27 protein-coding genes and 1 pseudogene are annotated in these 24,646 nt (G+C 43.8%); 6 read left to right on the top strand and 22 right to left on the bottom strand.

What is annotated here, in order from left to right; all coding sequences use genetic code 11:
• Positions 1 to 638 precede the first annotated feature (638 nt).
• The 7 genes from K5Q29_RS08355 to K5Q29_RS08330 form a co-directional block, all read right to left on the bottom strand.
• Positions 639 to 4,793 (bottom strand): MucBP domain-containing protein, encoded by a 4,155-nt coding sequence (locus tag K5Q29_RS08355; protein WP_221877111.1) that lies wholly within the window; start codon positions 4,791 to 4,793, stop codon positions 639 to 641.
• Between the two features lie 367 nt (positions 4,794 to 5,160).
• Positions 5,161 to 6,444, bottom strand: coding sequence for a trigger factor (gene tig / locus K5Q29_RS08350; RefSeq protein ID WP_221877110.1), 1,284 nt, complete (start codon positions 6,442 to 6,444; stop codon positions 5,161 to 5,163).
• Between the two features lie 114 nt (positions 6,445 to 6,558).
• Entirely contained in the window at positions 6,559 to 7,158 is a 600-nt protein-coding gene (locus K5Q29_RS08345) for a DUF1349 domain-containing protein (protein WP_260619137.1), read from the bottom strand.
• Between the two features lie 11 nt (positions 7,159 to 7,169).
• A complete protein-coding gene (locus K5Q29_RS08340; RefSeq protein WP_105139301.1) occupies positions 7,170 to 8,057 on the bottom strand; it encodes an alpha/beta hydrolase in 888 nt (295 codons plus the stop codon).
• A 1-nt stretch (position 8,058) separates the two neighbouring features.
• Positions 8,059 to 8,205 (bottom strand): hypothetical protein, encoded by a 147-nt coding sequence (locus tag K5Q29_RS08335; protein ID WP_172699659.1) that lies wholly within the window; start codon positions 8,203 to 8,205, stop codon positions 8,059 to 8,061.
• Positions 8,202 to 8,546: a hypothetical protein gene (locus K5Q29_RS10770; protein ID WP_260619136.1), complete on the bottom strand. Its 345-nt coding sequence runs from the start codon at positions 8,544 to 8,546 to the stop codon at positions 8,202 to 8,204. The genes K5Q29_RS08335 and K5Q29_RS10770 overlap by 4 nt, the downstream gene beginning before the upstream one ends.
• Positions 8,533 to 9,210 carry an alpha/beta hydrolase gene (locus tag K5Q29_RS08330; protein WP_239515218.1) on the bottom strand — a complete coding sequence of 226 codons (678 nt, stop codon included), beginning with the start codon at positions 9,208 to 9,210 and terminating at the stop codon, positions 8,533 to 8,535. The genes K5Q29_RS10770 and K5Q29_RS08330 overlap by 14 nt, the downstream gene beginning before the upstream one ends.
• A 118-nt stretch (positions 9,211 to 9,328) precedes the next feature.
• Here K5Q29_RS08330 and K5Q29_RS08325 point away from each other — a divergent pair, with 118 nt between their 5' ends.
• Positions 9,329 to 9,892 (top strand): TetR/AcrR family transcriptional regulator, encoded by a 564-nt coding sequence (locus tag K5Q29_RS08325; protein WP_105139302.1) that lies wholly within the window; start codon positions 9,329 to 9,331, stop codon positions 9,890 to 9,892.
• On the opposite strand, the gene K5Q29_RS10930 is transcribed toward K5Q29_RS08325, so the two are convergent.
• Entirely contained in the window at positions 9,848 to 9,958 is a 111-nt protein-coding gene (locus tag K5Q29_RS10930) for a hypothetical protein (RefSeq protein WP_398578115.1), read from the bottom strand. The two genes, K5Q29_RS08325 and K5Q29_RS10930, sit on opposite strands and share 45 nt — an antisense overlap.
• On the opposite strand from K5Q29_RS10930, the gene K5Q29_RS08320 reads away from it, so the two are divergent.
• Positions 9,942 to 10,487, top strand: a complete 546-nt coding sequence (locus K5Q29_RS08320; protein WP_172013934.1) for a TetR/AcrR family transcriptional regulator — start codon at positions 9,942 to 9,944, stop codon at positions 10,485 to 10,487. The genes K5Q29_RS10930 and K5Q29_RS08320 overlap by 17 nt on opposite strands.
• Before the next feature lie 29 nt (positions 10,488 to 10,516).
• Here K5Q29_RS08320 and K5Q29_RS08315 read toward each other — a convergent pair whose 3' ends face one another.
• The 10 genes and pseudogenes from K5Q29_RS08315 to truA form a co-directional block, all read right to left on the bottom strand.
• Complete coding sequence (locus K5Q29_RS08315; protein ID WP_105139304.1) at positions 10,517 to 10,885, bottom strand: hypothetical protein; 369 nt, start codon at positions 10,883 to 10,885, stop codon at positions 10,517 to 10,519.
• 54 nt (positions 10,886 to 10,939) lie between these two features.
• Positions 10,940 to 11,188: a hypothetical protein gene (locus K5Q29_RS08310; RefSeq protein ID WP_105139305.1), complete on the bottom strand. Its 249-nt coding sequence runs from the start codon at positions 11,186 to 11,188 to the stop codon at positions 10,940 to 10,942.
• Positions 11,189 to 11,378: 190 nt separating this feature from the next.
• A pseudogene (locus K5Q29_RS08305) lies at positions 11,379 to 11,555 on the bottom strand (SDR family NAD(P)-dependent oxidoreductase); the annotation flags it as partial.
• A complete protein-coding gene (locus K5Q29_RS08300; protein ID WP_105139306.1) occupies positions 11,548 to 12,393 on the bottom strand; it encodes an alpha/beta fold hydrolase in 846 nt (281 codons plus the stop codon). The pseudogene K5Q29_RS08305 and the gene K5Q29_RS08300, both read right to left, overlap by 8 nt.
• Positions 12,394 to 12,401: 8 nt before the next feature.
• On the bottom strand, positions 12,402 to 13,406 hold the full coding sequence (locus tag K5Q29_RS08295; RefSeq protein ID WP_105139307.1) for an NADP-dependent oxidoreductase: 1,005 nt from the start codon (positions 13,404 to 13,406) through the stop codon (positions 12,402 to 12,404).
• Positions 13,407 to 13,482: 76 nt separating this feature from the next.
• Positions 13,483 to 13,911 (bottom strand): Rrf2 family transcriptional regulator, encoded by a 429-nt coding sequence (locus K5Q29_RS08290; RefSeq protein ID WP_105139308.1) that lies wholly within the window; start codon positions 13,909 to 13,911, stop codon positions 13,483 to 13,485.
• 108 nt (positions 13,912 to 14,019) lie between these two features.
• Positions 14,020 to 14,583 (bottom strand): TIGR01440 family protein, encoded by a 564-nt coding sequence (locus K5Q29_RS08285; RefSeq protein WP_105139309.1) that lies wholly within the window; start codon positions 14,581 to 14,583, stop codon positions 14,020 to 14,022.
• Complete coding sequence (locus K5Q29_RS08280) at positions 14,564 to 15,049, bottom strand: ECF transporter S component (protein ID WP_105139310.1); 486 nt, start codon at positions 15,047 to 15,049, stop codon at positions 14,564 to 14,566. The genes K5Q29_RS08285 and K5Q29_RS08280 overlap by 20 nt, the downstream gene beginning before the upstream one ends.
• On the bottom strand, positions 15,039 to 15,800 hold the full coding sequence (locus K5Q29_RS08275; RefSeq protein WP_105139311.1) for a bifunctional hydroxymethylpyrimidine kinase/phosphomethylpyrimidine kinase: 762 nt from the start codon (positions 15,798 to 15,800) through the stop codon (positions 15,039 to 15,041). The genes K5Q29_RS08280 and K5Q29_RS08275 overlap by 11 nt, the downstream gene beginning before the upstream one ends.
• Positions 15,790 to 16,539: a tRNA pseudouridine(38-40) synthase TruA gene (gene truA / locus K5Q29_RS08270; protein ID WP_024384694.1), complete on the bottom strand. Its 750-nt coding sequence runs from the start codon at positions 16,537 to 16,539 to the stop codon at positions 15,790 to 15,792. The genes K5Q29_RS08275 and truA overlap by 11 nt, the downstream gene beginning before the upstream one ends.
• A gap of 166 nt (positions 16,540 to 16,705) precedes the next feature.
• Between truA and K5Q29_RS08265 the strand changes: the two genes are divergently transcribed.
• The 4 genes from K5Q29_RS08265 to K5Q29_RS08250 all read left to right on the top strand — a co-directional run bounded on the left by K5Q29_RS08265 (position 16,706) and on the right by K5Q29_RS08250 (position 20,062).
• Positions 16,706 to 17,161 carry a Fur family transcriptional regulator gene (locus tag K5Q29_RS08265; protein WP_105139312.1) on the top strand — a complete coding sequence of 152 codons (456 nt, stop codon included), beginning with the start codon at positions 16,706 to 16,708 and terminating at the stop codon, positions 17,159 to 17,161.
• A 162-nt stretch (positions 17,162 to 17,323) separates the two neighbouring features.
• Entirely contained in the window at positions 17,324 to 19,192 is a 1,869-nt protein-coding gene (locus K5Q29_RS08260; RefSeq protein WP_105139313.1) for a heavy metal translocating P-type ATPase, read from the top strand.
• A 131-nt stretch (positions 19,193 to 19,323) separates the two neighbouring features.
• Positions 19,324 to 19,848, top strand: coding sequence for a hypothetical protein (locus tag K5Q29_RS08255; protein ID WP_105139314.1), 525 nt, complete (start codon positions 19,324 to 19,326; stop codon positions 19,846 to 19,848).
• Position 19,849: 1 nt separating this feature from the next.
• Positions 19,850 to 20,062 carry a helix-turn-helix transcriptional regulator gene (locus K5Q29_RS08250; RefSeq protein ID WP_024414391.1) on the top strand — a complete coding sequence of 71 codons (213 nt, stop codon included), beginning with the start codon at positions 19,850 to 19,852 and terminating at the stop codon, positions 20,060 to 20,062.
• 114 nt (positions 20,063 to 20,176) lie between these two features.
• Here K5Q29_RS08250 and K5Q29_RS08245 read toward each other — a convergent pair whose 3' ends face one another.
• The 4 genes from K5Q29_RS08245 to K5Q29_RS08230 form a co-directional block, all read right to left on the bottom strand.
• Positions 20,177 to 20,848, bottom strand: a complete 672-nt coding sequence (locus tag K5Q29_RS08245; RefSeq protein ID WP_029171960.1) for an amino acid ABC transporter permease — start codon at positions 20,846 to 20,848, stop codon at positions 20,177 to 20,179.
• A 299-nt stretch (positions 20,849 to 21,147) separates the two neighbouring features.
• Entirely contained in the window at positions 21,148 to 22,023 is an 876-nt protein-coding gene (locus K5Q29_RS08240) for a transporter substrate-binding domain-containing protein (RefSeq protein ID WP_105139315.1), read from the bottom strand.
• 123 nt (positions 22,024 to 22,146) lie between these two features.
• Positions 22,147 to 23,595, bottom strand: coding sequence for an amidase (locus tag K5Q29_RS08235; RefSeq protein ID WP_105139316.1), 1,449 nt, complete (start codon positions 23,593 to 23,595; stop codon positions 22,147 to 22,149).
• A 10-nt stretch (positions 23,596 to 23,605) separates the two neighbouring features.
• Positions 23,606 to 24,433: a lipoate--protein ligase family protein gene (locus K5Q29_RS08230; protein ID WP_105139317.1), complete on the bottom strand. Its 828-nt coding sequence runs from the start codon at positions 24,431 to 24,433 to the stop codon at positions 23,606 to 23,608.
• Positions 24,434 to 24,646: the final 213 nt, after the last annotated feature.

The following is a 24,646-nucleotide window of genomic DNA, read 5'->3' as shown; positions in this document are numbered from 1 at the left end:
TTTTTGAGAAAGTCACAGCTATCCGCGAAAACGTGATTTGTATCCCTAGCTATAAACCTCACCTCCAGCGACATCTAAAAACTTTCACCGAACTTCATTCAAGTTAATACTGTGTCATCCCTAACAACTTACTTTTATCTTGTTCTAAAACTGCCAATTCATACAACTTTTTCTTTTGAAATACCTTGCACTACATCAAGCAAAACTTTGAAGAGATGACACATTCTCACACAATAAAAGCACAAAGTCTTCTTTAAGCTCAAGCGAATGAATTGGTAAATCAAGATGATGACTTGCCAATGTTTAGTTATAGACAATATGTAAGATAACCCTTACCAGAGACTACCTCTGTGTGAAATTATAAATATCATCATTTAGTTTTTCTTTTATTACTTCGACGTAAGCCTTGCCTAACTTCAGTTATGCCTGCAGCTCATTGCCTCGTACTAAAAGTAAACTAAAAGACTATAATTAATAATTTGACCCTCGACACATCCCTAATATCGGAATTCTCTTTCCTTTGACCTTTTTTAAACATTGCAATTAAACCACCAAAAATAAGTTTTATGGAATGGAAAACGAGCAACTCCAAATTGGAATTGCTCGTTTTTTAATATGTAAGGACTAATTTTTCCCTATTAGTTCTCGTCTTGACGACATTTTCCATTGAGTGCAAATGTAGCCACCAACATAGCTGTACCTAGTGTTGCAAAAGCTGCCGAGTTATCTTCACCGGTATTCGGCAATTGCGCTTTATTTGTAGAAACTACTGATGTTGGGATGCTGCTATCTTGCGTTGGTGTAGCAGGTGTAGTAGATTTTGGTTTTGAAACTTCTGGTGTTGGAGTCGGAGTGACTGGTTTCAACTCGTAAACGTAAACAACTTTTTGTGCTGTCTCAGTAACTTTACCTGAAACTGGGGCTGAATCTGCTTTGTGTTCCTTGAAGACATAAACATTGCCTGCTTCGTCTTTCAATTCAGTTTCATTCTTTGTTTCATAAGCTGTGCCGGTTGATTGGTTTTCGCTAAAGACTGGAGTTTCTGCTTTAAGAACCTTACCATCTGTCGTTACATGCTCTACTGTGACATTGCCTTTGACTTCTTCGTAGACGAAGGTTACTTTTTGAGTCCCCTCTTTGACCTCACCTTTTGGTTGCGCAGAAGTTTTGTCAACCTCTTTGTACTTGAAGGTACGACCATTATCCGTCACAATCTTGTCTTCTGGTTTGGTCTCATATGGGGTACCAACTGGCTCATTAGTTTTAACTGAGGTCTCTTCCTTCAGAACCTCACCAGTTGTTGTAATGTGTTCGACTGTGACATTACCTTTTGGTGCGTCTGGTGTTGGGCTTGGAGTCGGAGTGACTGGTTTCAACTCGTAAACGTAAACAACTTTTTGTGCTGTCTCAGTAACTTTACCTGAAACTGGAGCTGAATCTGCTTTGTGTTCCTTGAAGACATAAACATTACCTGCTTCGTCTTTCAATTCAGTTTCATTCTTCGTTTCATAAGCTGTGCCAGTTGACTGGTTTTCGCTAAAGACTGGAGTTTCTGCTTTTAGAACCTTGCCGTCTGTCGTTACATGCTCGACTATGACATTACCTTTGATTTCTTCGTAAACGAAGGTTACTTTTTGAGTCCCCTCTTTGACCTCACCTTTTGGTTGCGCAGAAGTTTTGTCAACCTCTTTGTACTTGAAGGTACGACCGTTATCTGTCACAATCTTGTCTTCTGGTTTGGTCTCATATGGGGTACCAACTGGTTCATCTGTCTTGACTGGGGCTTCTTTCTTCAGAACTTCACCGGTGGTTGTAATGTGTTCTACTGTAACATTACCTTTTGGTGCGTCTGGTGTTGGGCTTGGAGTCGGAGTGACTGGTTTCAACTCGTAAACGTAAACAACTTTTTGTGCTGTCTCAGTAACCTTGCCTGAAACTGGGGCTGAGTCTGCTTTGTGTTCCTTGAAGACATAAACATTGCCTGCTTCGTCTTTCAATTCAGTTTCATTCTTCGTTTCATAAGCTGTGCCGGTTGACTGGTGTTCGTTAAAGACAGGAGTTTCTGCTTTTAGAACCTTGCCATCTGTCGTTACATGCTCTACTGTGACATTGCCTTTGACTTCTTCGTAGACGAAGGTTACTTTTTGAGTGCCCTCTTTGACTTCACCTTTTGGTTGCGCAGAAGTTTTGTCAACCTCTTTGTACTTGAAGGTACGACCGTTATCTGTCACAATCTTGTCTTCTGGTTTGGTCTCATATGGGGTACCAACTGGCTCATTAGTTTTAACTGAGGTCTCTTCCTTCAGAACCTCACCAGTTGTTGTAACGTGTTCGACTGTAACATTACCTTTTGGTGCGTCTGGTGTTGGGCTTGGAGTCGGAGTGACTGGTTTCAACTCGTAAACGTAAACAACTTTTTGTGCTGTCTCAGTAACCTTGCCTGAAACTGGAGCTGAATCTGCTTTGTGTTCCTTGAAGACATAAACATTACCTGCTTCGTCTTTCAATTCAGTTTCATTCTTCGTTTCATAAGCTGTGCCGGTTGACTGGTTTTCGTTAAAGACAGGAGTTTCTGCTTTAAGAACTTTACCGTCTGTCGTTACATGTTCGACTGTGACATTGCCTTTGACTTCTTCGTAAACGAAGGTTACTTTTTGAGTACCCTCTTTGACTTCACCTGTTGGATCCGCAGAGTCTTCCTTGAGACCTTTATAAACAAACGTACGACCGTTATCTGTCACAATCTTGTCTTCTGGTTGGGTCTCATATGGGGTACCAACCGGTTCATTAGTTTTAACTGAGGTTTCTTTCTTCAGAACTTCACCAGTTGTTGTAACGTGTTCTACTGTAACATTACCTTTTGGTGCGTCTGGTGTTGGAGTCGGAGTGACTGGTTTCAACTCATAAATGTAAACAACTTTTTGTGCTGTCTCAGTAACCTTGCCTGAAACTGGAGCTGAATCTGCTTTGTGTTCCTTGAAGACATAAACATTACCTGCTTCGTCTTTCAATTCAGTTTCATTCTTCGTTTCATAAGCTGTGCCAGTTGACTGGTTTTCGCTAAAGACTGGAGTTTCTGCTTTAAGAACCTTACCATCTGTCGTTACATGCTCGACTGTGACATTGCCTTTGACTTCTTCGTAGACGAAGGTTACTTTTTGAGTCCCCTCTTTGACCTCACCTGTTGGTTGCGCAGAAGTTTTGTCAACCTCTTTGTACTTGAAGGTACGACCGTTATCTGTCACAATCTTGTCTTCTGGTTGGGTCTCATATGGGGTACCAACTGGCTCATTAGTTTTAACTGAGGTCTCTTCCTTCAGAACCTCACCAGTTGTTGTAATGTGTTTTACCGTGACACTACCTTTAGGAACTTCCGAAGCTGGAACAACTTCATAATAGTATACAGTTCTCCCACCTGGGAAATATGGATTATTAATGTAGAAAGTTGTCCGAGTTTTAGTTGATGCAACATCAACTGTTACATTCGCTGTTTGCCCATCTCTCAAGACACCTTTAGCAGGATTGCCATTAATATCTTTTGCAACGTTATTGTCAGGACCCAAAAGTTCCCAGTCAATCACTTTTCCATTATCATCATTCATCAGATATCTGATGAAATAACCTTTATCGGTACCTACGGCAAGCGCATCACCTTTACTTACTAGAGGATTGATAAAACCACTTGTATTGGTACCACTATCTTTTATCAACTTATAGGTCACACCATCTGCTGTAATTGTTTCTGGTGCTGCAGTTGTAAATTTGTACCCTGACATTTCTGTTTGTGTCACAGTCGCTAACACTTTGTTAGAATCTTTGACAACATATTCTGTCTTCTTGTCAATTAATCTAGGAACGAACCAGCCATAGCCCATATAACGACCGTTGGTATATCCCAGTGCCTTTTCGTAGTTGGTATATAGCTCATCAAACCAACCATCTGATGCATCTGAAGTAGATACAGATGCGATTGGAAGATTTCCATTATTTGTGATAACCTCCCTATGTTGGATAGTGTATGTAGTATCTCTGGACCATAACCACCTTCCTTTGCTAACGTATTTAAGTTCATCCACATGAAGACCAGGAACTAGGGTATCAGTCATTAATAACTTACCATCACCACCGTACATATCTATATATACATTTCCCGTACCATCTCTATCTGTACTAAAGGCCATCTGATGGATAAGTGCCGCTCCACCAGATGAGCTCGTCACAACTGTACCGCTTTTATCCACATAGAGAGGACCTGTAGTCCGGTCATTTAACTTATCCGTTTTAATAACAGCAAATGTATAATTTTTAGGATCATGATTAACCGTGCCAGTAAAGTTAGGGTTCATTGACTTTACTTCAGGCTCAGTTGTCGTAAAACCATCTGTCGGAATTTCACTAATTGTTGTGATACCTTGTCCTGGTGTTACAACTACTCCTTTAGTATTTGTCGCCGCTGAACGCTCAGTTCCTACAGCTGCTCTAAATTCTTGAGGTGCCTCAGCGCTCTCTAGTGGGGCTAACGAGGCATCCACTCCCTCTTCAATAGGTGCTACTTCTTCATCAGTTGTTGGCACTTTGTCCAATGTCTCATCCGTTGGCAAAGCAACATCACTTTCCACTACCTCTTTAGCAGATGAATCTGTATTTGTCGGAACCTGCTCTGCATCAACTGTAGCCATGTTACCCAAGAATAGTGCAACAAAGACAACGGATGCTACTCCTGTTTTAAACTTACGAATTGAAAAACGTTGACGCTTATCTGGAAACATTTGATTTTTTCCATTGTACCTCATTATTCTCTCCTTAATATAAATATAGATATTTTTTGTCGCTGATCTTGAAAACAATATTCATGAGTCTCTTCAATTTGTTCTTTTCAAAACAGGAAGATCATCCCCTTTTGTACTTACTTTTATTATAATTTTCACTAAAAGCAACCCTTTAACAATATCTGAAAAATATAAGTTTGTCAAGTGTTACATGTTTACAAACCATTACTTGCCCCTTCTCAAAGCAAAAACAACCAAGAGAAAACGATTACAACAAGGTTAGGCAAAAATTCCGGCTTCGCTTCTCAGAGTTCGTGTCAACATGTCAGCGCATCGCATTAAAAAGATGATTAAACAAAAAAACCCGACCAGAGTCGAGTTTTCCAAATAATTATTTTACAGTTGCAGTGCTTGTGATCACTTCAACGGCTTTCTTCACAGCGATGTCGTGTTTAAGCATTTCTGGTGAAAGCAAACTACGAACTTGTGCCACTTCCATCTTGTAAGTTGCTGCCAAGTCTTCGATTTCTTTGTTGATTTCTTCTTCAGTTGCTTCAAAGCCTTCTGCTTTAGCTACTGCTTCAACAACCAAGTTTGTCTTCGTACGTTTTTCAGCATCTGCTTCGTATTGTTTATGAAGGTCTTCACGAGTTGTACCAGTGATTTGGAAGTACATATCTGGTGAGATACCTTGCTGTTGCATACCACCCAAGAATTCATTGATTGCACGGTGAACTTCTTCGTGGATCATTTCTTCTGGCAATTCAACGATTTCAGCGTTTTCTACAGCCAATTCAAGAGCTGCTGATTCAACTGCATCGTCAAAGGCAACTTCTTTTGCTGCTTCCAATTCTTTACGGTACTTAGCTTTCAACTCATCAAGTGTTTCTACTTCTTCGTCGATGTCTTTTGCCAACTCGTCATCCAAAGCTGGAACTTCTTTTGCTTTTACTTCGTGGATTTTTGTCACGAAGAGGGCTGGTTTACCAGCAAGGTCAGCTGCTTGATAGTCTTCTGGGAAAGTCACTTCAACGTTTACTTCTTCACCAGCTGCGTGGCCTACCAATTGTGCTTCAAAACCTGGGATGAATTGACCTGAACCAAGTCCAAGTGAGAAGTTCTCACCTTTACCACCGTCAAATTCAACACCGTCGATTGAACCTACAAAGTCGATAACAACTGTGTCGCCTTCAGCTGCTGGACCTTCTTTGATAACCAATTCAGCCAAGTTGTTGCGTTCGCGTTCGATTTTTGCATCTACTTCTTCGTCAGATACTTCTTTAGTTGCTTCTACTGAAACTGCCAAGTTTTTGTAGTCACCCAATTTTACTTCAGGTTTTGTCACAACTTCAGCAGTGATTGTCCAGTCTTGGCCTTTTTCCATAGATACAACGTCGATTTTTGGTTGTGCAACAACTTCAAGACCAGCTTCAGCAACTGCTGCTTCATAAGCTGCTGGTAAAAGAGCGTTTACTACATCTTGGTAAAGTGCTTCTTCACCAAATTTTTGGTTGAAAACGGCACGTGGCAATTTACCCTTACGGAAACCTGGAACGTTCAAGTCTTTTTTAACTCGGTTAAACACGCGGTCCAATTCTGGTTTGATAGCATCTTGACCGATTGTGAAAGTCAAAACGCCGCGGTTTGTTTCTTTTGCTTCAAATGATACAGACATTCTGTCATTCTCCTTAAAATTTTATTGCATACTCTTCATTATACCACAAATGACAAGGATTTCAACGATTTTATAATGGACTTTCGGGAAATGGCAGAGCTGGAAGCTAATCTTCTAATCTGGTTGTTGTCCGTCGTGGGCCAGCCACTTGCAGTCAGTTAAACTCATTTCCGAAAAGACCGCTTCAAAAGAAGAATCTTCTGGCGAGCAGGCATAAATACCGAAATGGATGTTACCGCTACCTTCATGTAGGTGGCAAATCCGCATCTGCTCAAAATGAACACCGTCTTTAGAGTTTTCAATGCAGAAGTCACTACCCCGTCGGCTCAAGCGGTAATAGATAGACTTGACAGAAGCAGGTATTTCCTGAGTTGCCCAGTCTGAAAAACCGTGATTGGTCACAACGCTACCTAGGTGCTGAAAGTTTTCATTTTCATACTCAATCGAGCCCTTAATCCAGTTTTCCGAATCCTGATAAACCACGACACCACACTGGTCAAAGCGGGTATGACTATTGGAAAAATCCGTCTTAACAGTGAAGGAAAAATACTCTTCCTCCGTGTCCATCAGGAGCAGGGGAGCGTTGTCATTGACAAAATGGTAATAGGTCTTCTGCCACAAGTCCGTATGGGCTTGGGTTGTGATTCTGATTTCCTTATCTGAAATTTGGTAGTTTTCTGGCTCTCGCACCCAGTAAAAATTCTTTGTGTTCATTTGATTTCCTTTCATTTTTGACTGTCTAGCCAGTCACCGATTGCTGCTTCTGCCTGTCTAGCCAGGCTTTCCTGCTCTGCATTGACCACCTGGGACATATCTATCGTCGCCCCTGTCAAACCTTCGGGGTTATTGGACTCGATGAAACTGTGGACGGCTTCTGGATAGTCGATGACATCCACTGTGCGACCTGCTTTTTTCATGTCTTCTATAAAAGGCTTGGCCTTTTGGGAAATGGGGTCCTGACCGGCCAAGACAAAAAGCGTTGGCGGGAAAACTTCCCCTTGATTTGCCACAGAAAGTCCCGTCGTCCAGGGATAAGCCATAATCAAACCTGCCAAGTCAAACTCTTCCTTGACCAATAATTCGCTGGCAAGGGCTGCATAGTTGGCACCTGCTGAGTAGCCGATAATGGAAAACTGAGTCGGATCCACTCCGTAAGTAGCCTTTTCCTTGGCGAAATACAAGACCGTGTCCTTAATTTCCTCTGCTCCGTAGGAAATGGGTTGGACGTCCGCCTTGGTATAATTAACCGTTACAATGACAGCCTGCCATTGATCCGCCAGTCGCTGACTTTGCGTGTCCAGCACATCTGCATCTCCACCGACAAAACCACCACCGTGGACATTAACTACCAAGGGAAGCGGAGTTTGGCTAGCCTCACTTGGGCGGTAAAAGTTGACAAGAACAGGCTCTTTTCCAAGTCGGTCAATCACCAACCGTTCCCCTATTAGCTGACTGTCAGGCTTCACCAAGACTGCTCGGTGGGCTTGATTGCTTGCACGATAAGACTGCAAGAAAACAGTAAAACCGACCAGCAAGAGTAGACTAAGCACTGTCCAGAGGGACAAGAGGCTAAGCTGGATTTTCCATTTTCTAGGTAACTCTCTAAAGGTCATCTTATCCCACCATTACCTGTATCAAGGACCCCAAGGTCAGCCAAAAATAGAGTAAGAATAACAGGGGGAAGATTACCGCTGCTATTCGTAAACCAATCATCCATTTACGCCACTTGGGTGGCAAGTCGTGTAAGGTTTTTGTTTTCATTCTTTCGTTCGTTCTTCTAAAAAGGTCCTCATACGGTCAAAGGCTTCTGCAGAGACAGGGTCGTTTCGCAAATTTGACACAAAACCATGCGGTTTTTCCAGTCCTTTTTCTGCTAAGGGATCGACCAACTCATGAACAACATCCGCCTGTTTCAAAGCCTTTTGAAGTGTGAGCAAATCGGTACGATATTCACTGCCCAAAAGGAAACTTGCTGGATAGTCCTTGGTCACATGGAGAATCGGATTGTAAGCATTTATCTCTTCCTGACTGAGATAAATGGTCCCCGCCACATAGTTCCCCACCAACATCTTGGCAGCGAGGGAAAGCTTAGGATAATTCATCAATGACCAAAGCTTTGACCTGTTCTTTTGCGATACTTGGCTCCATGTCCAATAGCTGAGCGTAGTTCGGGTTAGCTAAGACACTGCCATATTGGGCAACCATGATAGCTCCCGCTGATGAGCCCATTAGAACAACCTTGTCCATATTCAGATGATATTCCTCAGCGTGTTTCCTCATATAGTCAATAGCCAGATTCATCTGAATGAGGGGCGTTGGAAAGTGATATTCTGGCACAAGAGCGTAGTCCACATTTACCACATTATACCCTTTTGCCACCATATCATCAATCAAATAAGTCGCTTCACTTGCTGCCAGCGGGTCACCCATGTTTTTACTACCCGCAAAGAATCCTCCTCCATGAAAGTAAAAAAGCGTTGGACGATCAACGCCTAGATTTGAGTCTGGATAAATAATATCTAAAAAGCTATTGGGATATTCCTTGCTATAAGCAATCTCACTTTTCAGATAATGACCATTTTCTTTCGGACCGTCAATAGCTTCATTAAGAGGACGATAGGAGTTGGGTGAACTGGACTTGTAAATCGTCTTTTGAATAGCACCCACTACTAACTGTGGATGATTAGTAACTGTCACATAAGCAATCGCCCCCAAACATACAACTATTCCAACTAACCATAAGAGGTACTTTTTAATCTTATTCATGATCCATTCCTTTCTTTTTTCACATCAGACTTGTGAAAAAGCTAGGAGTATTATACAATCAAAAGAGATGTGAGACAAGTGTCTCATACAAAATAAGACAGAAAGCAGAATATGTCTCATGAAAGAATACTATGTAGAAAACCAGCTGAGCCAGACCCTTATCCAACTCTTACAAGAAAAAGACCTCCACAACCTGACGGTCAAGGAGGTTTGCTTGAAAGCCCAAATCGGACGAGCATCCTTTTATCGTTACTATTCTTCGCTAGAAGATGTCCTCTCCCAGCAATCCCGTCGCCTCATGCAAGAATGGGGACGAGCGTTTGAAGCCAACCCGCAGTCAATACCTGACAGGGTCTTTCAAAGCCTCTTTCAGCATTTTCAAGAGCACAAGGAATTTTACAGGATCCTCTACCGCTACCAGCTAACACAGGTCATCGTAGATACCATAAAGGAAAAGATTGAATTAACAGCTGACCATCCAAATGATATCGCCTACGGTAAATCCTTTTTCGCCTATGCCATTTTCGGCTGGATCAATGAGTGGATTTCACGTGGTATGCCAGAAAACCCCACCCAACTCAATCAACTCTTTCAAGAGCAAGCTGGGGTGATTTTGGGAACTTTGCAGGCCTTGTATCTACAAGAACAAAGTAACTCTGTGACCAAATCTACTTGTCCCTAGCGAAATAGTAAGGTAAAATATTGAATAATCAGAACAAAGGATTGACACAATGACTGAAACAGCCAAAACAAAACTGCAACAAGCATTGATTCTTCTCTTAGACGAGGAAGAATTTGGACGTATTTCCGTCAGCAAGATTTGTAAGGAAGCCGGGGTACATCGTTCTACTTTTTATCATTATTATGATAATCAATTTGATTTGTTAGAGGATGCATATCAATACCTAACCCAGCTTTTCTTAGCTGAATTCCAATCTTATCCCGCTAACAGCCTATCAATTGAAACCGATCTAACAGGGGATGCTTACCTTATTCCCTACTTACAATTTGTAAAAGACCACCAAAAAATCTATCAAATTTATCTCAATCACGAATTGGATTTTCACCACAAAGAACGTTTTGACCACTTAGTAGAGTTGATTTTCGCTCCTCGCTTTCACGCTCAAGGAGTCCAAAATCCAGCACTGATCGCCTATATGTCTAGCTTCTTTCTGGCAGGCATGACACAAGTCGTATCCAAGTGGGTGAGAAATGGCTGTGCAGAATCAATTGGAGAAATGGCTGATATTATCCAAACCTGTATTTCTAGAAAGTAATAAAAACCTGAGGGCACCCTCAGGTTTTCTTAGTTTTTCAAGCCAACCGTTACAGGAATGATCCCGATAACGAATACGAGACCAATAAAGCCTAGAACTAGACCAAGGACAAAATTCCCGATTGTCACAAGGGCAAAGCCGCCACCAAATACCAACAAGGCAAAGACACAGTAAATAACTTTGACAATTTGCTTCCAATCAAGCCTAGGTGCCCCTTTGCCTGTCAACCGTCTTTGTAGACCCCAAGATAGCACTAGCAATAGCAGACCGACTACCGATAACGGCATTCCCAGGGAAGTCATTTCCCATTCTGGCAGGGTATAAAAGCACATTCCCAAGGTCAAGACCAACAAACTCACTGTGTAAGCAATTAAACTGATAAAATCTCTTCTTTTCATAGTATGTATTCCTTTTTCATTTATTCAGTATGGATAGAGGGCAAGACCTGCCACTTACTTGTCTTCATTCTTAGATGAGCTGGGTTGATTGAAATCCATCTTAGACATCCGAGCTTTTGCTTCTTCGACGGTTTCATTATCCTTTGTAAAAAATGCTCCGATAAACTTATCCGATACTTTATTGAAACCAGTGACCGCAGCTTTCTCAGTCGCCTTGTACCCACCCACAACTGTCTTTTCTATTGCTTTATGAGCACCTACCACTTTCTCTGCGATTTTTTCGTTTGCTTCTATAAATGACATCAGGCAAACCTCCCTTCATTTGATGTATTTAGTTTACCCAAATAAAGACAGGGAAGGAACGACAATTTTTAACAAAAGTGTCGGATCTGTGTGTTTCATCCTATTTTTGTGGTCAACAGGTACAGAAAAAGATCTGAGATTGACTCTCAAATCTTTTCTAGATTATGCTATTTTCATCTCAACTTCAAAACAGATAGCCATGATTTTTTTTGCTTCCTGTTTTTAGTTGAATGTCACTGAGAGCTACACGTAGCTTTTCACTATTTCGCCCGTGCAGGATGACTTCATGGCCTTCGCTGGCTAGTTTCAAGGCCAAGTGTTTGCCAATTCCATCCGTTGAGCCTGTGATTAAAATGGTTTTAGGCATTGGTTTCCTCCAAAAAGGCTATCAAGGCTGTTGAAAAGGCCTCTGCATTTTGGAAGATAGATCCGTGACCCGCATTTGGATAGATGATCAATTGGCTATTTTTGATTTTCTCATGCATGATATAAGAGTTCTCAGTCGGGACCTGCATGTCCTTGTCACCGTTGACGATCAGCGTTGGTTGCGTGATAAAGGCCATATCGTCTTGAGGGTCTCTGCCCCAGCGTTTGATGGCCTTCAGCTGTGTCAAAAATCCTGGGACATTCATGTCCTTGTCTGCATACTCAGCTTTTCTTTCTCCCATACGACCCAAAACTTTTTCAGCTTCCAGGCGACCTGCTTCATCGTGGTTGTAGAAGATGTAGCGTTTTGGATCCACACGCTCCAGACCAGCCTTCAGCATATAGCGGAAGGTTTTTCCTGTCACCTTATCCACTTCGACACCGCCACGAGGTCCTGTTCCTGCAAGAATCAAGCGGTTAACCATTTGACTATCAAGACGAACGATTTCTTGGGCGATAAAACCACCCATAGAAAGACCGAGCAGGTTAATTTTCGTATGCCCCAAGGCCTTGATAATAGCATGAGCCTGCTCTGCCATTCCCGGAATCGTAGAAGCTACCTTGCCTTGACTGGCTCCGACGCCAGGCAGGTCTAGGACGATAATGTGCTCTTTTTCAGCCAGTAAATCTAGCAATTTTGGATCCCAGTTATCCAAGGTTGCGGCCAAGTGGACCAACATGACCAGAGGCAATTCGGACTTGCCCTTGCCTAGTTCACGGTAGGCAATCTGATTGCCTGCGACAGTAATGTATTGGTTTTTGGTATTGATATAAGACATGACTTCTCCTATTTTTCAAAACTGAGGACAGTTTTTCCACGTGAGCGACCGTTTGCGACCTTGTCCAAGGCTGCGTTGACTTCTTCAAATGGATAAACGGTATCGATAGACGGTTTGATTTCTAACTTGCTGAAAATGTCTGCCACCTCTTGCAACTGTTGGCCATTACTTTCTACGAAAATGAAATGATAGTGCACTCCGTAGCTTTCAGCCATTTTATCAAACTTGCGACCAACCAAGCCAAGCAGGATTTGTTTCCATTTTGGCAGGTTCATACGTTTGGCAAATTCGCCATTTGGCATGGCACGGAGGGAAACCAGCTGACCACCTTTTTTCATGATAGACATTTGTTTTTCGGTTTCTACACCGCCAAGTGTGTCCAGTACATAATCGATTTGGGAGAGGGTTTTGGTGTAATCTTCTGTCTTGTAGTCGATAAACTGGTCGGCACCCAACGCCAATACCCGCTCTGCATTTGCCCCATCACCGTTAGTAATAACGGTCAAACCTTTAGCTTTGGCAATCGGAATGGCCATACCACCGACACCACCAGTACCACCTGATATGAAAATGGTCTTGCCAGCTTCTGCACCCATGAGGCTTAGTGCCTGCATAATTGTCAAGGCTGTCAGAGGAACAGCTGCCGCTTCCACATCCGTCAAATAGGCAGGAACTTTGGCAAGGGCAGTAGCCTCCACCGCTACATACTCGGCAAAGGCACCGATATTGTCGAGAGGAAGACGACCAAAGACACGGTCACCAACCTCAAACTTGGTGACACTTGAGCCGACTTCTTCCACCAAACCAACGATTTCATTTCCCGCTGTTTGTGGCAATTTGTAAGGTACAATCATCTTGACATCTCCACGAGAAATCATGTTATCTAGAGGATTGACACCTGCCGCGGTCACTTTGACAAGAACCTGGTCTGGTTTGATGTTCGGTTTAGCAATGTCTGTTAGGTTAAGTACGATATTGTTTTTGTTATAAGATGTGTGTTGTGCTGCTTTCATGGTTTACTCCTTTTATTTGTAGACTTGTATCTAATACAAGTCTAAGTTATGCTAAATAGAAACTGACTTGTGAAAGTCAGTTGGATTTTTTTGCCTCTTGATACAAGTTAGCAATGACCTGGGCCAAGCTTTCTTGGGATAATCTGTCCTGCAAATCCTGCTCAATGGTCGCAAAGATTGGTTGGACAGCTCCTGCAATGTGCCGACCAACTGGGCAGGATTGATTGGCGTGTTGGTGCTGTTGAAAGAGCTGGATATGTGTGACTTCCTGGGTGGCATAGTAGATGTCCAGGAGGCTGATGTCCGCCGGACTCTTGCTCAACTCATAACCAGCCTTTCCCTGCTGGGACTGGATGATACCTGCATTCTTCAAGAGAGCGATGACCTTGCGGATATAACTTGCATTGGTACCGACACTGGTTGCCAAGGCCTGCGACGTCATGACATCACTACTCTCGCTAATCATGGTCAAGATATGCAAAGCTACTGAAAATTTGGTATCCATGGAAATCCTCCTTTTGAACTTGTATCAATAACAAGAACAAGTTTAGCATAATAAAATCTACTTTGCAAGGATTTTATTTTCAAAAAAATCACAACCCTCTGGCTGTGATTAATTTTTCCGTATCTGATCTTCTTGATAAGCCGCACGGGCTCCGCCGATGAGCTTGGGACGGCTGGCAAGGGCGGTGACATGGGCCTGGCCGATCTCACGCAAGCTCGGTCTAATTGGCACTTGGACGTGCTTGATGTGCATACCAATCGCCGTATCACCGATGTCCACACCCGCCTGAGCCGTAATAAACTCCACTTCGACTGGATCCTTCATATACTTGAAGGCTGCCAACTGTCCAGAGCCTCCTGCATGAAGGGTGGGGAGGACATTGACTATTTCCAAATCTTTCTGGATAGCCAAATCCCGCTCCACTACCAAGGCACGATTGAGGTGCTCACAACCTTGGACAGCTAGGTAAATGCCCTTGGGAGTCAAAATATCCAGAATGGTTTCGACAACGGCTTCGCCAACCTCCAGACTGGAATTTTTGCCAATATGCCCTCCAACGACCTCACTAGAAGACAAACCTAGTACAAAAATCTGACCCTTTTGAAGATTGCTGAGTTCTAAAATCTCTTCGACAACTTGCTTAGTTTGGTCTTTAATTTCCTTTAATGACATGATTTACTGCACCAATTCTTTCTATTGCCTGAGTCAAGATATAACCTAGTACCAAACCAACTGTGTTTTGCAGGGTATTGCTCATCAGACTTGTAACAGCATCAGCTACATTATACATGAAACTAGATGCTACAAAATAGCCACCAATCATGGAAAGACTGGCAAGAACAACTCCAATCAAACGTTTCTTACCCGTCCATCCTGCAAAATAACCCTGAGCACCGTGGAAAAGCAAGCTAAAGAAAGCCCACTGGGGATAGCCCAACAAGAAATCAATCAAAAGCCCTGACAATCCGCCAACAATTACTCCTTCTTTCTTGCCCAGGTAAAAGGCTGTAAAGAAAACACCAACATCTAACAACGTGACAAAGCCCGTCGGTGTCGGTACGTGGACAAAAGCCAGAGCCAAGGTCAAAGCCGTTAGAATGGCCAGCAATACAAGTTCTTGCGTCTTTTTATTTCTCATATTGAATTACCCCATATTGATCTGATTTTAAGATGGCTGCATGGACAAAGTCCTTGGACAGTCGGACTGCCTCCAAAGAGTCCTGACCTAGCAAAAGCTGACTGGCAATGCTGGACGCAAAGGTACAGCCCGCCCCCACATTGTTTTCCGAAAGCAGGGGCGACTTAAGCACCACCACTTCCTGACCGTCGTAGAAAACATCGACCGCCTCTGAGCCACCCAGACGATTGCCTCCCTTGATGACCACCGCCTTGGCTCCCAAGTCATACAAGGCCACTGCCGCCTGCTTCATCTCTTCCACCGTTTGGATGTCCTTTTGGAGCAATAGCTGAGCTTCTGCCAGATTTGGTGTGATAATGCTGACATAAGGAAGGAATTTCAAGAGTTCATCTCGCAACTGGCTGACCTCGGTATCATGCGTTTCCTTGCAGACCAAGACCGGATCCAAAACCACTGGAATATCCTGATGGGCCTTGATAAATTCCAAGGCCTGCTCTGCTATTTCCACCGTCGGAAGCAAGCTAATCTTGATAGCTGAAAAAGGCACGTCCTTCAAACTAGCCAACTGCTGGGCAAACACCGCTGCATCTGTCGGAATAACCTCAAAACCTTTTTCCGTCATAGCTGTCAAGCAGGTAACCGCCACAAAGCCATGCAGGCCATGGACTGTGTAGGTGGTCAGGTCTGCATGGAGGCCGCCACCGCTGAAAATATCATTGCCCGAAAGCGCCAAAATATACTTAGTCTTCATAGATAATCTCCTTTAGATAGAGGCCGTTACCTGCCGCAGTTGGACCTGCCAAACCACGATCTTTTTCTGCCAAAATCCGCTTAATCTGACCCACAGGCATGCGACCATTACCAATTTTCAAGAGGGTCCCCACCATATTTCGCACCTGCTTGTACAAAAAGCCATTGCCTGAAAAGGTAAAAATCAAGAACTGGCGTCGCTGGTCATACTCCATTGTCGCCGCCGTGATGGTCCGCACCTTGTCCTCGACTGAAGTCCCCGATGCTGTAAAGCCTGTGAAATCATGAGTCCCCACTAGGTCCTGAATAGCTTCTTCTATCAAGCTCAAATCCAAATCATAGGGATAGAAGGTCGCATAGTGGCGCATCATAGGATTCTTGGGTCGGCCAATGTCCACCAGGAATTCATAGGTCTTGCTGTGCTTGGCGTAGCGGCAATGAAAATCATCCGCCACCTGCTCCACCTGGACCACATCAATATCCTCAGGGGTTTGGGTATCCAGAGCAAAGCGGAGCTTCTCAGTATCTCGGCTGCCAGCCAAGTCAAAGTGTATAACCTGACCGTAGGCGTGTACTCCTGCATCTGTACGACCTGCACCATGAACGGTTACTGGCTGACCACTATTCAATCTTACTAACGTTTTTTCGATTTCTTCCTGAACTGTACGAGCATGGGGCTGGCGCTGAAAACCAGAAAAATCATGTCCGTCGTAGGAAATAATTGCCTTATATCTTGTCATGTTTTGATTGTAGCACAGGAAAAGTATGTAAACAAGTCATGAGACATCAAACTGTCCTATGACAGATTTCCTGTCTCAAAATTGACACAACCTCCCAAATACACTATAATGAAACTGAATATTGTATCTTAGAATTTTTATAAAATAATAACGAAAGGAGGAAACTATGGAACTCCATTCTCACCTCAATGCAGAAAACCAAACTGCTTTTGAACACATCATCCAACATCTAAAAGAAAAGGGTGTACGCATTACCGAAACTAGAAAAGCAGTCGTTGCCTACATTATCGAAAGCGATGACCATCCTAGTGCTGAGATGATTTATCAAGATCTACTACCTAACTACCCCAACATGAGCCTGGCGACTGTTTACAACAACCTCAAACTTCTATTGGAAGAAGGGTTTGTGACTGAATTGAAACGGACCAATGATAATACTACTTATTACGACTTTATGGGGCACGAGCATCTCAATGTTATTTGTGAAGTCTGTGGAAAAATCACTGATTTCATGGATGTAGAAATCCCGAGCTTGAAGAAGGAAGCTCATACCCAAACTGGTTACAAAATTACAAAAGAGGTGCTATCCATCTACGGCATTTGTCCTGATTGCCAGGGCTAAAAGACGAATATCAAAGCGGCTTTCTGTCGCTTTTTTTATTTTCCTTTGAATTATCAGAACAATCTTATTTAGAATTGTTATAAATAACTTGACTTTCTTTTTATAATTGTTATAATTAACTTAGTTAAATGATAATAATTCTAAATAAGGAAACAACAAACTATGACACTCGTATCCAACCTCAAACAACACAGCCACATCATCACAACCGCTCTCTGCTTGGCGCTCATTCTAATGGGTATCCTTCTGCTTCAGACTGGACAGGGATGGGCACCCATCCTCTTCATTTCAGCCTTCGTCATCGGTGGCTACCAGTCTGCCAAAGAAGGTCTGACTGAGCTGATTTTCGACAAGCACCTGTCTGTTGACCTTCTCATGATCTTGGCTGCTATCGGCTCTGGCCTGATCGGCTACTGGATGGAGGGGGCTCTACTCATCTTCATCTTCTCCCTTTCTTCTACTCTGGAAGAATTGGCCATGGAGAAAAGCAAGAATGCCATCGCAGCTCTGATGAACATGACCCCTCCAACGGCTCGCAAAATCGAGGAAAATGGTGACATCACTGTCTTAGACACCGCAGCCATCCGCATCGGCGACCTCCTGCAAGTTCGCAAGGGTGACACGGTCCCACTGGATGCCACCCTCATCAGTCCGCAATCCATCTTTGACGAATCCATGATTACAGGTGAGCCGCTTCCTGCGGAAAAAATAGCCGGTGCGGCTGTTATCGGCGGAACTATCAACCAAGGACCAACTGTGACCGTCCAAGTTACAGCTGAAAAAGGCGATGCCCTCTTCGATAAAATCGTCCAAATGGTTGAAAATGCTCAAGAATCCAAATCAAAAACAGCGACTTTCATTGAAAACATGGAAGATACCTATGTCAAAGTTGTCTTGGTGGTGGTGCCACTCTTTATCCTCTTTGCTCATTTTGCTCTGGGTTGGGACTGGTTGACTGCCTTCTACCGTGGCATGATTCTCTTGACCATTGCTTCTCCATGTGCGCTTGTAGCTTCTTCTTCACCGGCAACACTTTCTGCCATCAGCCGTGCGGCTCGCAAGGGCATGATTATCAAGGGCGGTGACATTGCGGATAACATCGCCAACTTAGAGGCCATCGTCTTTGACAAGACTGGTACCTTAACCATTGGCAAACCTGAAGTTGTTGGAGCAACCTATCTTGGCGATGAAGAACTTATCAAGCAGGTTGTTCAGGCAGTTGAAAAACAATCAAGCCATCCGATCGCTCAAGCTCTCATGACCTATACGGCTGACAGCTCTGCTATTGACCTCCAAAGCCTAGAAGACGTGACCGGAAAAGGCTTGGTGGCGGGCTATGAGGGCGACAGCTGGAAAATCGGTAAGGCAGGCTTTGTGGTAGATAGTTTGGTGAGTCCGCTGTCTGCTGACTTGCTGGCACAGATCGATGAGGCGGAAAGCACTGGGAAAACCCTGGTCTATGTCAGCCAAAATGATGTGCTGGCAGCGATCTTCATGGTGGAAGACAGTTTGAAGCCAGAGAGCAAGCAGCTAATTGCTCAGTTGAAAGAGATGGGGGTGACGCCAATTCTCCTGACGGGCGACCAAGAAAAGACAGCTCGTTATGTGGCGAGTCAGGTCGGTATTGACCGTGTGATTGCCAACTGTCTACCTACGGACAAGGCTGCTATTATCAAAGAATTGCAAACCGAGTTTGCATCTGTCGGTATGGTGGGTGACGGTATCAACGATGCTCCTGCCCTGGCCCAAGCCAATGTCAGCTATGCCATGGGAAGCGGAACGGACATCGCTATGGAGTCAGCCGACATCGTGCTCATGGAAGACCTGACACGGATTCCTTACTCCATTCGCCTCTCTAAGAAAATGCGGGGCATCATCAAACAAAACATCATCTTTGCCCTGTCTGTCATTGCCCTTCTCATCATCTCTAACCTCTTCCAGTCAATCAACCTCCCACTCGGCGTGGTGGGCCACGAAGGATCCACGATTTTGGTTATTTTGAATGGGTTGAGATTACTGTATTTCAAATAGCTTCAAACCGCCAGTTGCTTGGCGGTTTTACTTTAATTCTTTTTAAAAAACGCTTGCATTTCAACAATTATTGTTTTATAATAATTTTGCAGATGATATTATCATAAAACAATAATAATCGGAGGTTTACTATGAAAAACAATCTACTCAAAACAGCAGGATTATTAGCTGGCTGTGTTCGCTTTTTCTTCTATTTTTTGATTGCTTGCTATATCTTTTTCACATTGGCTGGTCTTGGAGGCGACTCCTTTGTGCTAGGCTCTTGGGAGTATACCTTTAACAAACCCATTGACCAGATTAGTATCTGGCTCATCCTTTTAACAAGTGGACTAATCTTAATCGTCTTGGCGGCACTCAGTCACATTGCCTACTTGATTCAAAAGTTATGTAAATTGCTTTTAGAAAAAGATTATTTCGCTTCAGCTAGTCTGGAACTGTATCAGAAACTCTTCATCAGTTTGCTAGTTTTGACTGCTGGTCAATTCGGCCTAACCAGCTTGATTGCCCTGACAAATGCTGCTGGACCAAACAACTTCCTCAATCTGCGTTGGTCAGATTTCATCCTCAATGCTCTCTTTATCTTCCTGACTTATTTTGTCTGGACCTTAGTACAAAAGGGGCAAGAACTTGAAACCGAGAATAGCGAGTTTATCTGATATGGAAATGATTCGCGTAAACTTAGACAAGGTCCTCAAAGACCGACAAATGACTTCCAAGGACTTGGCGGAGCAAGTCGGCATTACCGAAGCCAACCTATCCATTCTCAAGACAGGCAAGGCAAAAGGCATTCGTTTCAACACCCTGATGAGCATCTGCCGAATCCTAGACTGCCAACCAGGAGATATTTTGGAATATGTGAGTGAGGGGTAAATACTTTAAACAGTCTTTATAAAAAAATAGCTTAGAATTTCGTCATCAGCAACGTTGATTCTAAGCTATTTTTGATTGTTAAAATTTTAATCGAAAGGCTAATCCAACCTCTTTTTAATAAGTCGCCAAGCGTTTTTCTAGTTGTAATTGACCAAATGCATAAAGGGTACAGATAACCCAATAAATAAGGGCTACACAGATGTAAACTGTCATGTAGTCCGACTTGGCTCCGCCGACTATTTTTGCCTTATTGAAAATCTCTGGTACAGTAATCATAGCTGTCAGAGAGGTACTTTTGACCATGTCTAAGAGGACGTTGCTAAGGGGTGGAAGGGCAATGCGAAAGGCTTGGGGAATGATGATTTTTCGGTAAATCACATTGGTCCGCAAACCCAGGGAACGCGCCGCTTCCCATTGCCCCTTATCAATGGCTGAAAGAGATGCACGAATAATTTCAGAAATGTAGGCACTGGACATGGAGGTAAAGGCGATGATAGAGGCTGTTATGGCATCTAACTGCAAGCCCATAAAGGGCAGACCAAAATAGATAAAGAAAAGAAGAACCATGAGGGGAATACCACGCATGAGAGAAATATGGGCCATAGCCAACCAACGCAAGGGGCCAAACTTAGACATCCGCATGAGAGCTACAAAAAATCCACAGAAAGTCCCCAAGGCAAAACCAATTAGGGATAGGGATAGAGTGTAGGGAAGTCCCTCCAAAATCTGTGGAATAGCCTCTCTTGCAATATCTGCATTAAAAACTGCCTGCCAGTTAATATCCATATTTTCTCCTCTTTCCTAAAAACCAGATAGACCTTGCCAGTCTGGGACTGACAAAGTCTATACAAGATGCATTTATCGTCATTTAGTTTTTCTCTTATTACTTCGTTAACTCACCTTGCCTGATTGAAACAGTCTGGGGGACTGTTTCAAGTCAATGCCAAGAAACAAGAAAGCATTGAGATATGCCTGCGGCAGTTGATGCGAACTTTGTTCGCTTTATTTGCAACCTCCAACTATCTCCCAGATAGTTGGAGCGAGTACTAAAAGTAAACTAAAAGACTATAATTTGATACTAATTCTTATTCAACTTCGATAACTGGCAATTTATCAGCATTTTCAACAGGGATTGTCAAATCTTGTCCTGCATAGTATTTCTCAGAAATTGCCTTCAAAGTTCCGTCAGCTTTCATTGCTTCAAGAGCTTCGTCAATTTTTTCTTTCAAGCTTGTGTCAGCCCTGCTCATGACAATACCTTGTTCAGTTGGATTGTATTTTGCATCACCCATCTTCACTTTGATGTCTGGGAAGTTAGCATTCGCCCATTTGATGGCCATGACTTGTGTGTAGTAGTCGTTTGGAATGAAGTCTGTACGACCTGTTGATACATCACGCAAATAGACATCGTTGGTTACGTTGTCATAGATAACTGGCTCTGCACCTTGCTTTTCAGCAATTTTCATGTACTGAGTACCTGCGCCACCACCAGCTTTTTTACCAGTCCAGTCGCTCAAGTCAGCTGCTTCGATTCCTGATGAACCATCTTCACGAACGATGTATCCGCCAACTGAATACTTGTAAGGTATAGAGAAGTTATACTTTTCCTTACGCGCTTCCGTCATGTCAAAGTTGTTAACAGAAATATCAACTTTTCCACTGTCCACAGCTGTAAAGGCTTCTGCCACACCGATTTCTTGGTATTCGATTTCCAATCTCAAACGTTTACCAATTTCATTGATCATGTCAATTTCATAACCGACTAATTCTTTAGCATCGTTGTAGTAAGAAGTTGGGAAAAGGGTACCTGGTGTTGCAACCTTCAAGACACCTGCTTCTTGTACTTTTTCCCATTGAGTCTGTTCAGCAGAAGAACTGCTAGTATTAGAACTTGAGCTAGAACATGCTGCCAAGGTCAAGGTAGAAACCAAGAGAGCTGAGGCCAAAACTTTTTTCAACATAAAACAATCTCCTTTGGAAGCCATAGCTTCCTTTTTACTTTTTAGGTGTTAACCCACCAGCTTTTATAGGTTAACATTTTGAAAACGTTTTGGCAAATAATTGAACTGAAAAAATGAATTCCCTTACAAGTTGAGTAAACCCGCTGCCTCCATTTGGTCTGCCAACTGCAAGAGTAAATCCTCTCGTCCCTTGGCTGCTGTCAATTGGATGCCGATTGGTAAGCCGTCAGCCCGTACATAAGTTGGCAGAGAAATGGCTGGCTGACCACAAATATTGGCCTGCTGCGTAAAGGGAGTCAGGGCTAGGCTGTCCTCGAACATTTGCCAGATCAGGTCCTGCTGCTCTTCCATGGAATAGTTCTGGGTGTGCTTGAGGCGGTCCAGCAAATCTGCTGGCAGGTCAAATTGCCCATGCTTGGGCGCTACATCAGCCACCGTCGGTGTCAGAAGCAAGTCGTAATCCTCATGGAAACGCGCCATGCTGGCTCCAAACTGGTCCCAGTCCAATAGGGACTTGGAGTGCAATTTGGCTGGAATGGTTTGCCCGCTTTGGTAAATAGCCCAGGACATGACTTCCATGTCTTCCAAGGTCATCTGGCGCCCAAAAGCTGCTTCGATCTCGTCAAACATCTGGGCTGTGTCCACGCTGTTCATCAGGTAGAAGGATTTCATCAGGGCCACTCCATCCAGAGGATATTCTGACAATTCCACCAGCTCATGCCCTAAGTCAGCCAAGCAATGACAGGCTTTTTGAACCGCTTCTACCGCTTCAGGACTGACCTTACTCCCTACTGGAGATTTGGTATAGTAGGCGATTTTAAGGGGACGAGACAATTTTCCAAACACTTCCTCTTCGCTCAGCTTGGCAAGGGGGAAGGGGGCTTCCAGCTGATAGTCCTGGAAATGGTAGAGCAGACGCTGGGTATCGCGGACAGACTTGGTCAAGGCAAAATTGACAGATGCCCCCTGCCAGCCACGATAGGACTTGGGTCCAACTGGAATCCGACCACGACTGGTTTTGAGCCCAATCAAGCCATTGAAGGAGGCTGGGATGCGAATAGACCCTCCACCATCCGATGCCGCTGCAATAGAGACCATGCCTGAAGCCAGTGCTGCGGCTGCACCACCGCTTGATCCACCAGCATTGCGACTGGGGTCCAAGGGAAGATTGACAGGACCATGCAGGCTGGCATCTGAGATATTTTTGAAGCCGAATTCTGGCGTGTTGGTTCGACCGACAATGATGAAACCCAAGTCCTTCAAGCGTTGGACATAGGTATCGGTATGGCCTGCTGGTCGACCAACAAGCAGGCGAGAACCTGCAGAAGATGGCTGCCCCTTTTCATTTTGCCCCAGATCCTTCAACAAGAAAGGAACTCCTGCAAATGGCTTGCCCAGGTAGTCTTCTTTCTCCGCTTCTTTCAAGGCTTCATCATATTGCTTGCTGACAACCGCATTGAGGTCGGGATTGAGTTTTTCAATCCTGTCAATGGATTCTTGCACCAACTCCTTGGCAGAAACCTGTTTTTGATTGACAGCCTGGGCCATAGCTGTCGCATCTTTCCATTTCATAGATTTTCTCCTAAATTCCATATTTTTCCATAGACTGCTTGATGGTCTTTCCGAGCGCCATAAAATCAGCCATGTTGTCCGACGAGGGATAAAAGGTGGTCAGAAAAGCCCCGTTTTCAATCAAGACACGCTCAATTCGTGTTTTCATATCCTCCACCGTCACATCCTGACCGACCAAGTCTGACAAATTGGCCATCGAATCCGGATTTACTTGCGGAAATCTGTCCGATACTTCTTGCGGAGCAAAACTTGCTGCATAAAATTCAGCCACCACTTGCCCTCGTTTGACTTGATTGCCTGATACACTGATATAGGCAGAAATAGCAATGGCCTCTTGGTAAATCCGCTGGCCCAATCCAGCAAACTTCCGACCAGAGATACTGAGGTCGTAGGTCCCAGGACAGTAGGAAGTTGTCACCTCACCACTGACCACCTCGAAGGGAAAATCCGAAAGCGCCTGAGCAATCAAATCCACCATAACCTGATAAGACTCCCGCAAATCGACTTTATGACCAGAAGGATTAGGCAAAATCAGAGTGACATTTAATATCCCTTCATCCGCAACGACTGCCAAACCGCCCAAACTCCGAATGATAGGACTGTAGCCTGCCTGACCAATACTGGCTAAGCCCTTGTCCAGCTGGGCAACCTGACTGTCCATCATCCCCAGAATAACCGTTTGGTCCATGGGCCAAAAATGTAAAATCCCTATATCTGACTGACGATTGACCTCGCGCAAAAAGACCTCGGTCCACACCAGCGGCCCCTGTTTCAAACCCGTCAAGCCAGACCGATCTTCGTATTTTTTTATGGCCTTATTCTCAACCCAAGATTTCATTCGTAAGCGTTCTCTTTCAAATTACTATATCTTATTTTAACACAGAGCCTGTGATGCGTCGGAGAAAATGCCCAGAGTTTTTTCTGAAAAAGAAAGGAGGCTGGGCAAAAACTAGCCAGTAAATAAAAAACACAGACAGATTGAGCTGCTTCTGATGAAATCCAGCTGAACTGCCTGTGTTTTTCTTTCTGTTTCTACTCTTTTGGGCTAATT

This window comes from Streptococcus sp. 2018037 (assembly GCF_019754195.1).
GTDB lineage: Bacteria > Bacillota > Bacilli > Lactobacillales > Streptococcaceae > Streptococcus > Streptococcus hashimotonensis.
Note: the sequence above shows the minus strand (reverse complement) of the source record. Positions and strands in the feature narration are given on the sequence as shown.

What these genes read in the sequence shown, in the direction of transcription:
- K5Q29_RS08280 (WP_105139310.1), bottom strand. Translation starts at nt 15,049, where the DNA reads ATGAGAAATAAAAAGACGCAAGAACTTGTATTGCTGGCCATTCTAACG.
- K5Q29_RS08290 (WP_105139308.1), bottom strand. Translation starts at nt 13,911, where the DNA reads ATGGATACCAAATTTTCAGTAGCTTTGCATATCTTGACCATGATTAGC.
- K5Q29_RS08325 (WP_105139302.1), top strand. Translation starts at nt 9,329, where the DNA reads ATGAAAGAATACTATGTAGAAAACCAGCTGAGCCAGACCCTTATCCAA.
- K5Q29_RS08285 (WP_105139309.1), bottom strand. Translation starts at nt 14,583, where the DNA reads ATGTCATTAAAGGAAATTAAAGACCAAACTAAGCAAGTTGTCGAAGAG.
- K5Q29_RS08335 (WP_172699659.1), bottom strand. Translation starts at nt 8,205, where the DNA reads ATGAAAACAAAAACCTTACACGACTTGCCACCCAAGTGGCGTAAATGG.
- K5Q29_RS08345 (WP_260619137.1), bottom strand. Translation starts at nt 7,158, where the DNA reads ATGAACACAAAGAATTTTTACTGGGTGCGAGAGCCAGAAAACTACCAA.
- K5Q29_RS08275 (WP_105139311.1), bottom strand. Translation starts at nt 15,800, where the DNA reads ATGAAGACTAAGTATATTTTGGCGCTTTCGGGCAATGATATTTTCAGC.
- K5Q29_RS08295 (WP_105139307.1), bottom strand. Translation starts at nt 13,406, where the DNA reads ATGAAAGCAGCACAACACACATCTTATAACAAAAACAATATCGTACTT.
- K5Q29_RS08315 (WP_105139304.1), bottom strand. Translation starts at nt 10,885, where the DNA reads ATGAAAAGAAGAGATTTTATCAGTTTAATTGCTTACACAGTGAGTTTG.
- K5Q29_RS08255 (WP_105139314.1), top strand. Translation starts at nt 19,324, where the DNA reads ATGAAAAACAATCTACTCAAAACAGCAGGATTATTAGCTGGCTGTGTT.
- K5Q29_RS08230 (WP_105139317.1), bottom strand. Translation starts at nt 24,433, where the DNA reads ATGAAATCTTGGGTTGAGAATAAGGCCATAAAAAAATACGAAGATCGG.
- K5Q29_RS08330 (WP_239515218.1), bottom strand. Translation starts at nt 9,210, where the DNA reads ATGAATAAGATTAAAAAGTACCTCTTATGGTTAGTTGGAATAGTTGTA.
- K5Q29_RS08300 (WP_105139306.1), bottom strand. Translation starts at nt 12,393, where the DNA reads ATGTCTTATATCAATACCAAAAACCAATACATTACTGTCGCAGGCAAT.
- K5Q29_RS08355 (WP_221877111.1), bottom strand. Translation starts at nt 4,793, where the DNA reads ATGAGGTACAATGGAAAAAATCAAATGTTTCCAGATAAGCGTCAACGT.
- tig (WP_221877110.1), bottom strand. Translation starts at nt 6,444, where the DNA reads ATGTCTGTATCATTTGAAGCAAAAGAAACAAACCGCGGCGTTTTGACT.
- K5Q29_RS08310 (WP_105139305.1), bottom strand. Translation starts at nt 11,188, where the DNA reads ATGTCATTTATAGAAGCAAACGAAAAAATCGCAGAGAAAGTGGTAGGT.
- K5Q29_RS08340 (WP_105139301.1), bottom strand. Translation starts at nt 8,057, where the DNA reads ATGACCTTTAGAGAGTTACCTAGAAAATGGAAAATCCAGCTTAGCCTC.
- K5Q29_RS08250 (WP_024414391.1), top strand. Translation starts at nt 19,850, where the DNA reads ATGGAAATGATTCGCGTAAACTTAGACAAGGTCCTCAAAGACCGACAA.
- K5Q29_RS08260 (WP_105139313.1), top strand. Translation starts at nt 17,324, where the DNA reads ATGACACTCGTATCCAACCTCAAACAACACAGCCACATCATCACAACC.
- K5Q29_RS08320 (WP_172013934.1), top strand. Translation starts at nt 9,942, where the DNA reads ATGACTGAAACAGCCAAAACAAAACTGCAACAAGCATTGATTCTTCTC.
- K5Q29_RS08265 (WP_105139312.1), top strand. Translation starts at nt 16,706, where the DNA reads ATGGAACTCCATTCTCACCTCAATGCAGAAAACCAAACTGCTTTTGAA.
- truA (WP_024384694.1), bottom strand. Translation starts at nt 16,539, where the DNA reads ATGACAAGATATAAGGCAATTATTTCCTACGACGGACATGATTTTTCT.
- K5Q29_RS10770 (WP_260619136.1), bottom strand. Translation starts at nt 8,546, where the DNA reads ATGAATTATCCTAAGCTTTCCCTCGCTGCCAAGATGTTGGTGGGGAAC.
- K5Q29_RS08235 (WP_105139316.1), bottom strand. Translation starts at nt 23,595, where the DNA reads ATGAAATGGAAAGATGCGACAGCTATGGCCCAGGCTGTCAATCAAAAA.
- K5Q29_RS08240 (WP_105139315.1), bottom strand. Translation starts at nt 22,023, where the DNA reads ATGTTGAAAAAAGTTTTGGCCTCAGCTCTCTTGGTTTCTACCTTGACC.
- K5Q29_RS08245 (WP_029171960.1), bottom strand. Translation starts at nt 20,848, where the DNA reads ATGGATATTAACTGGCAGGCAGTTTTTAATGCAGATATTGCAAGAGAG.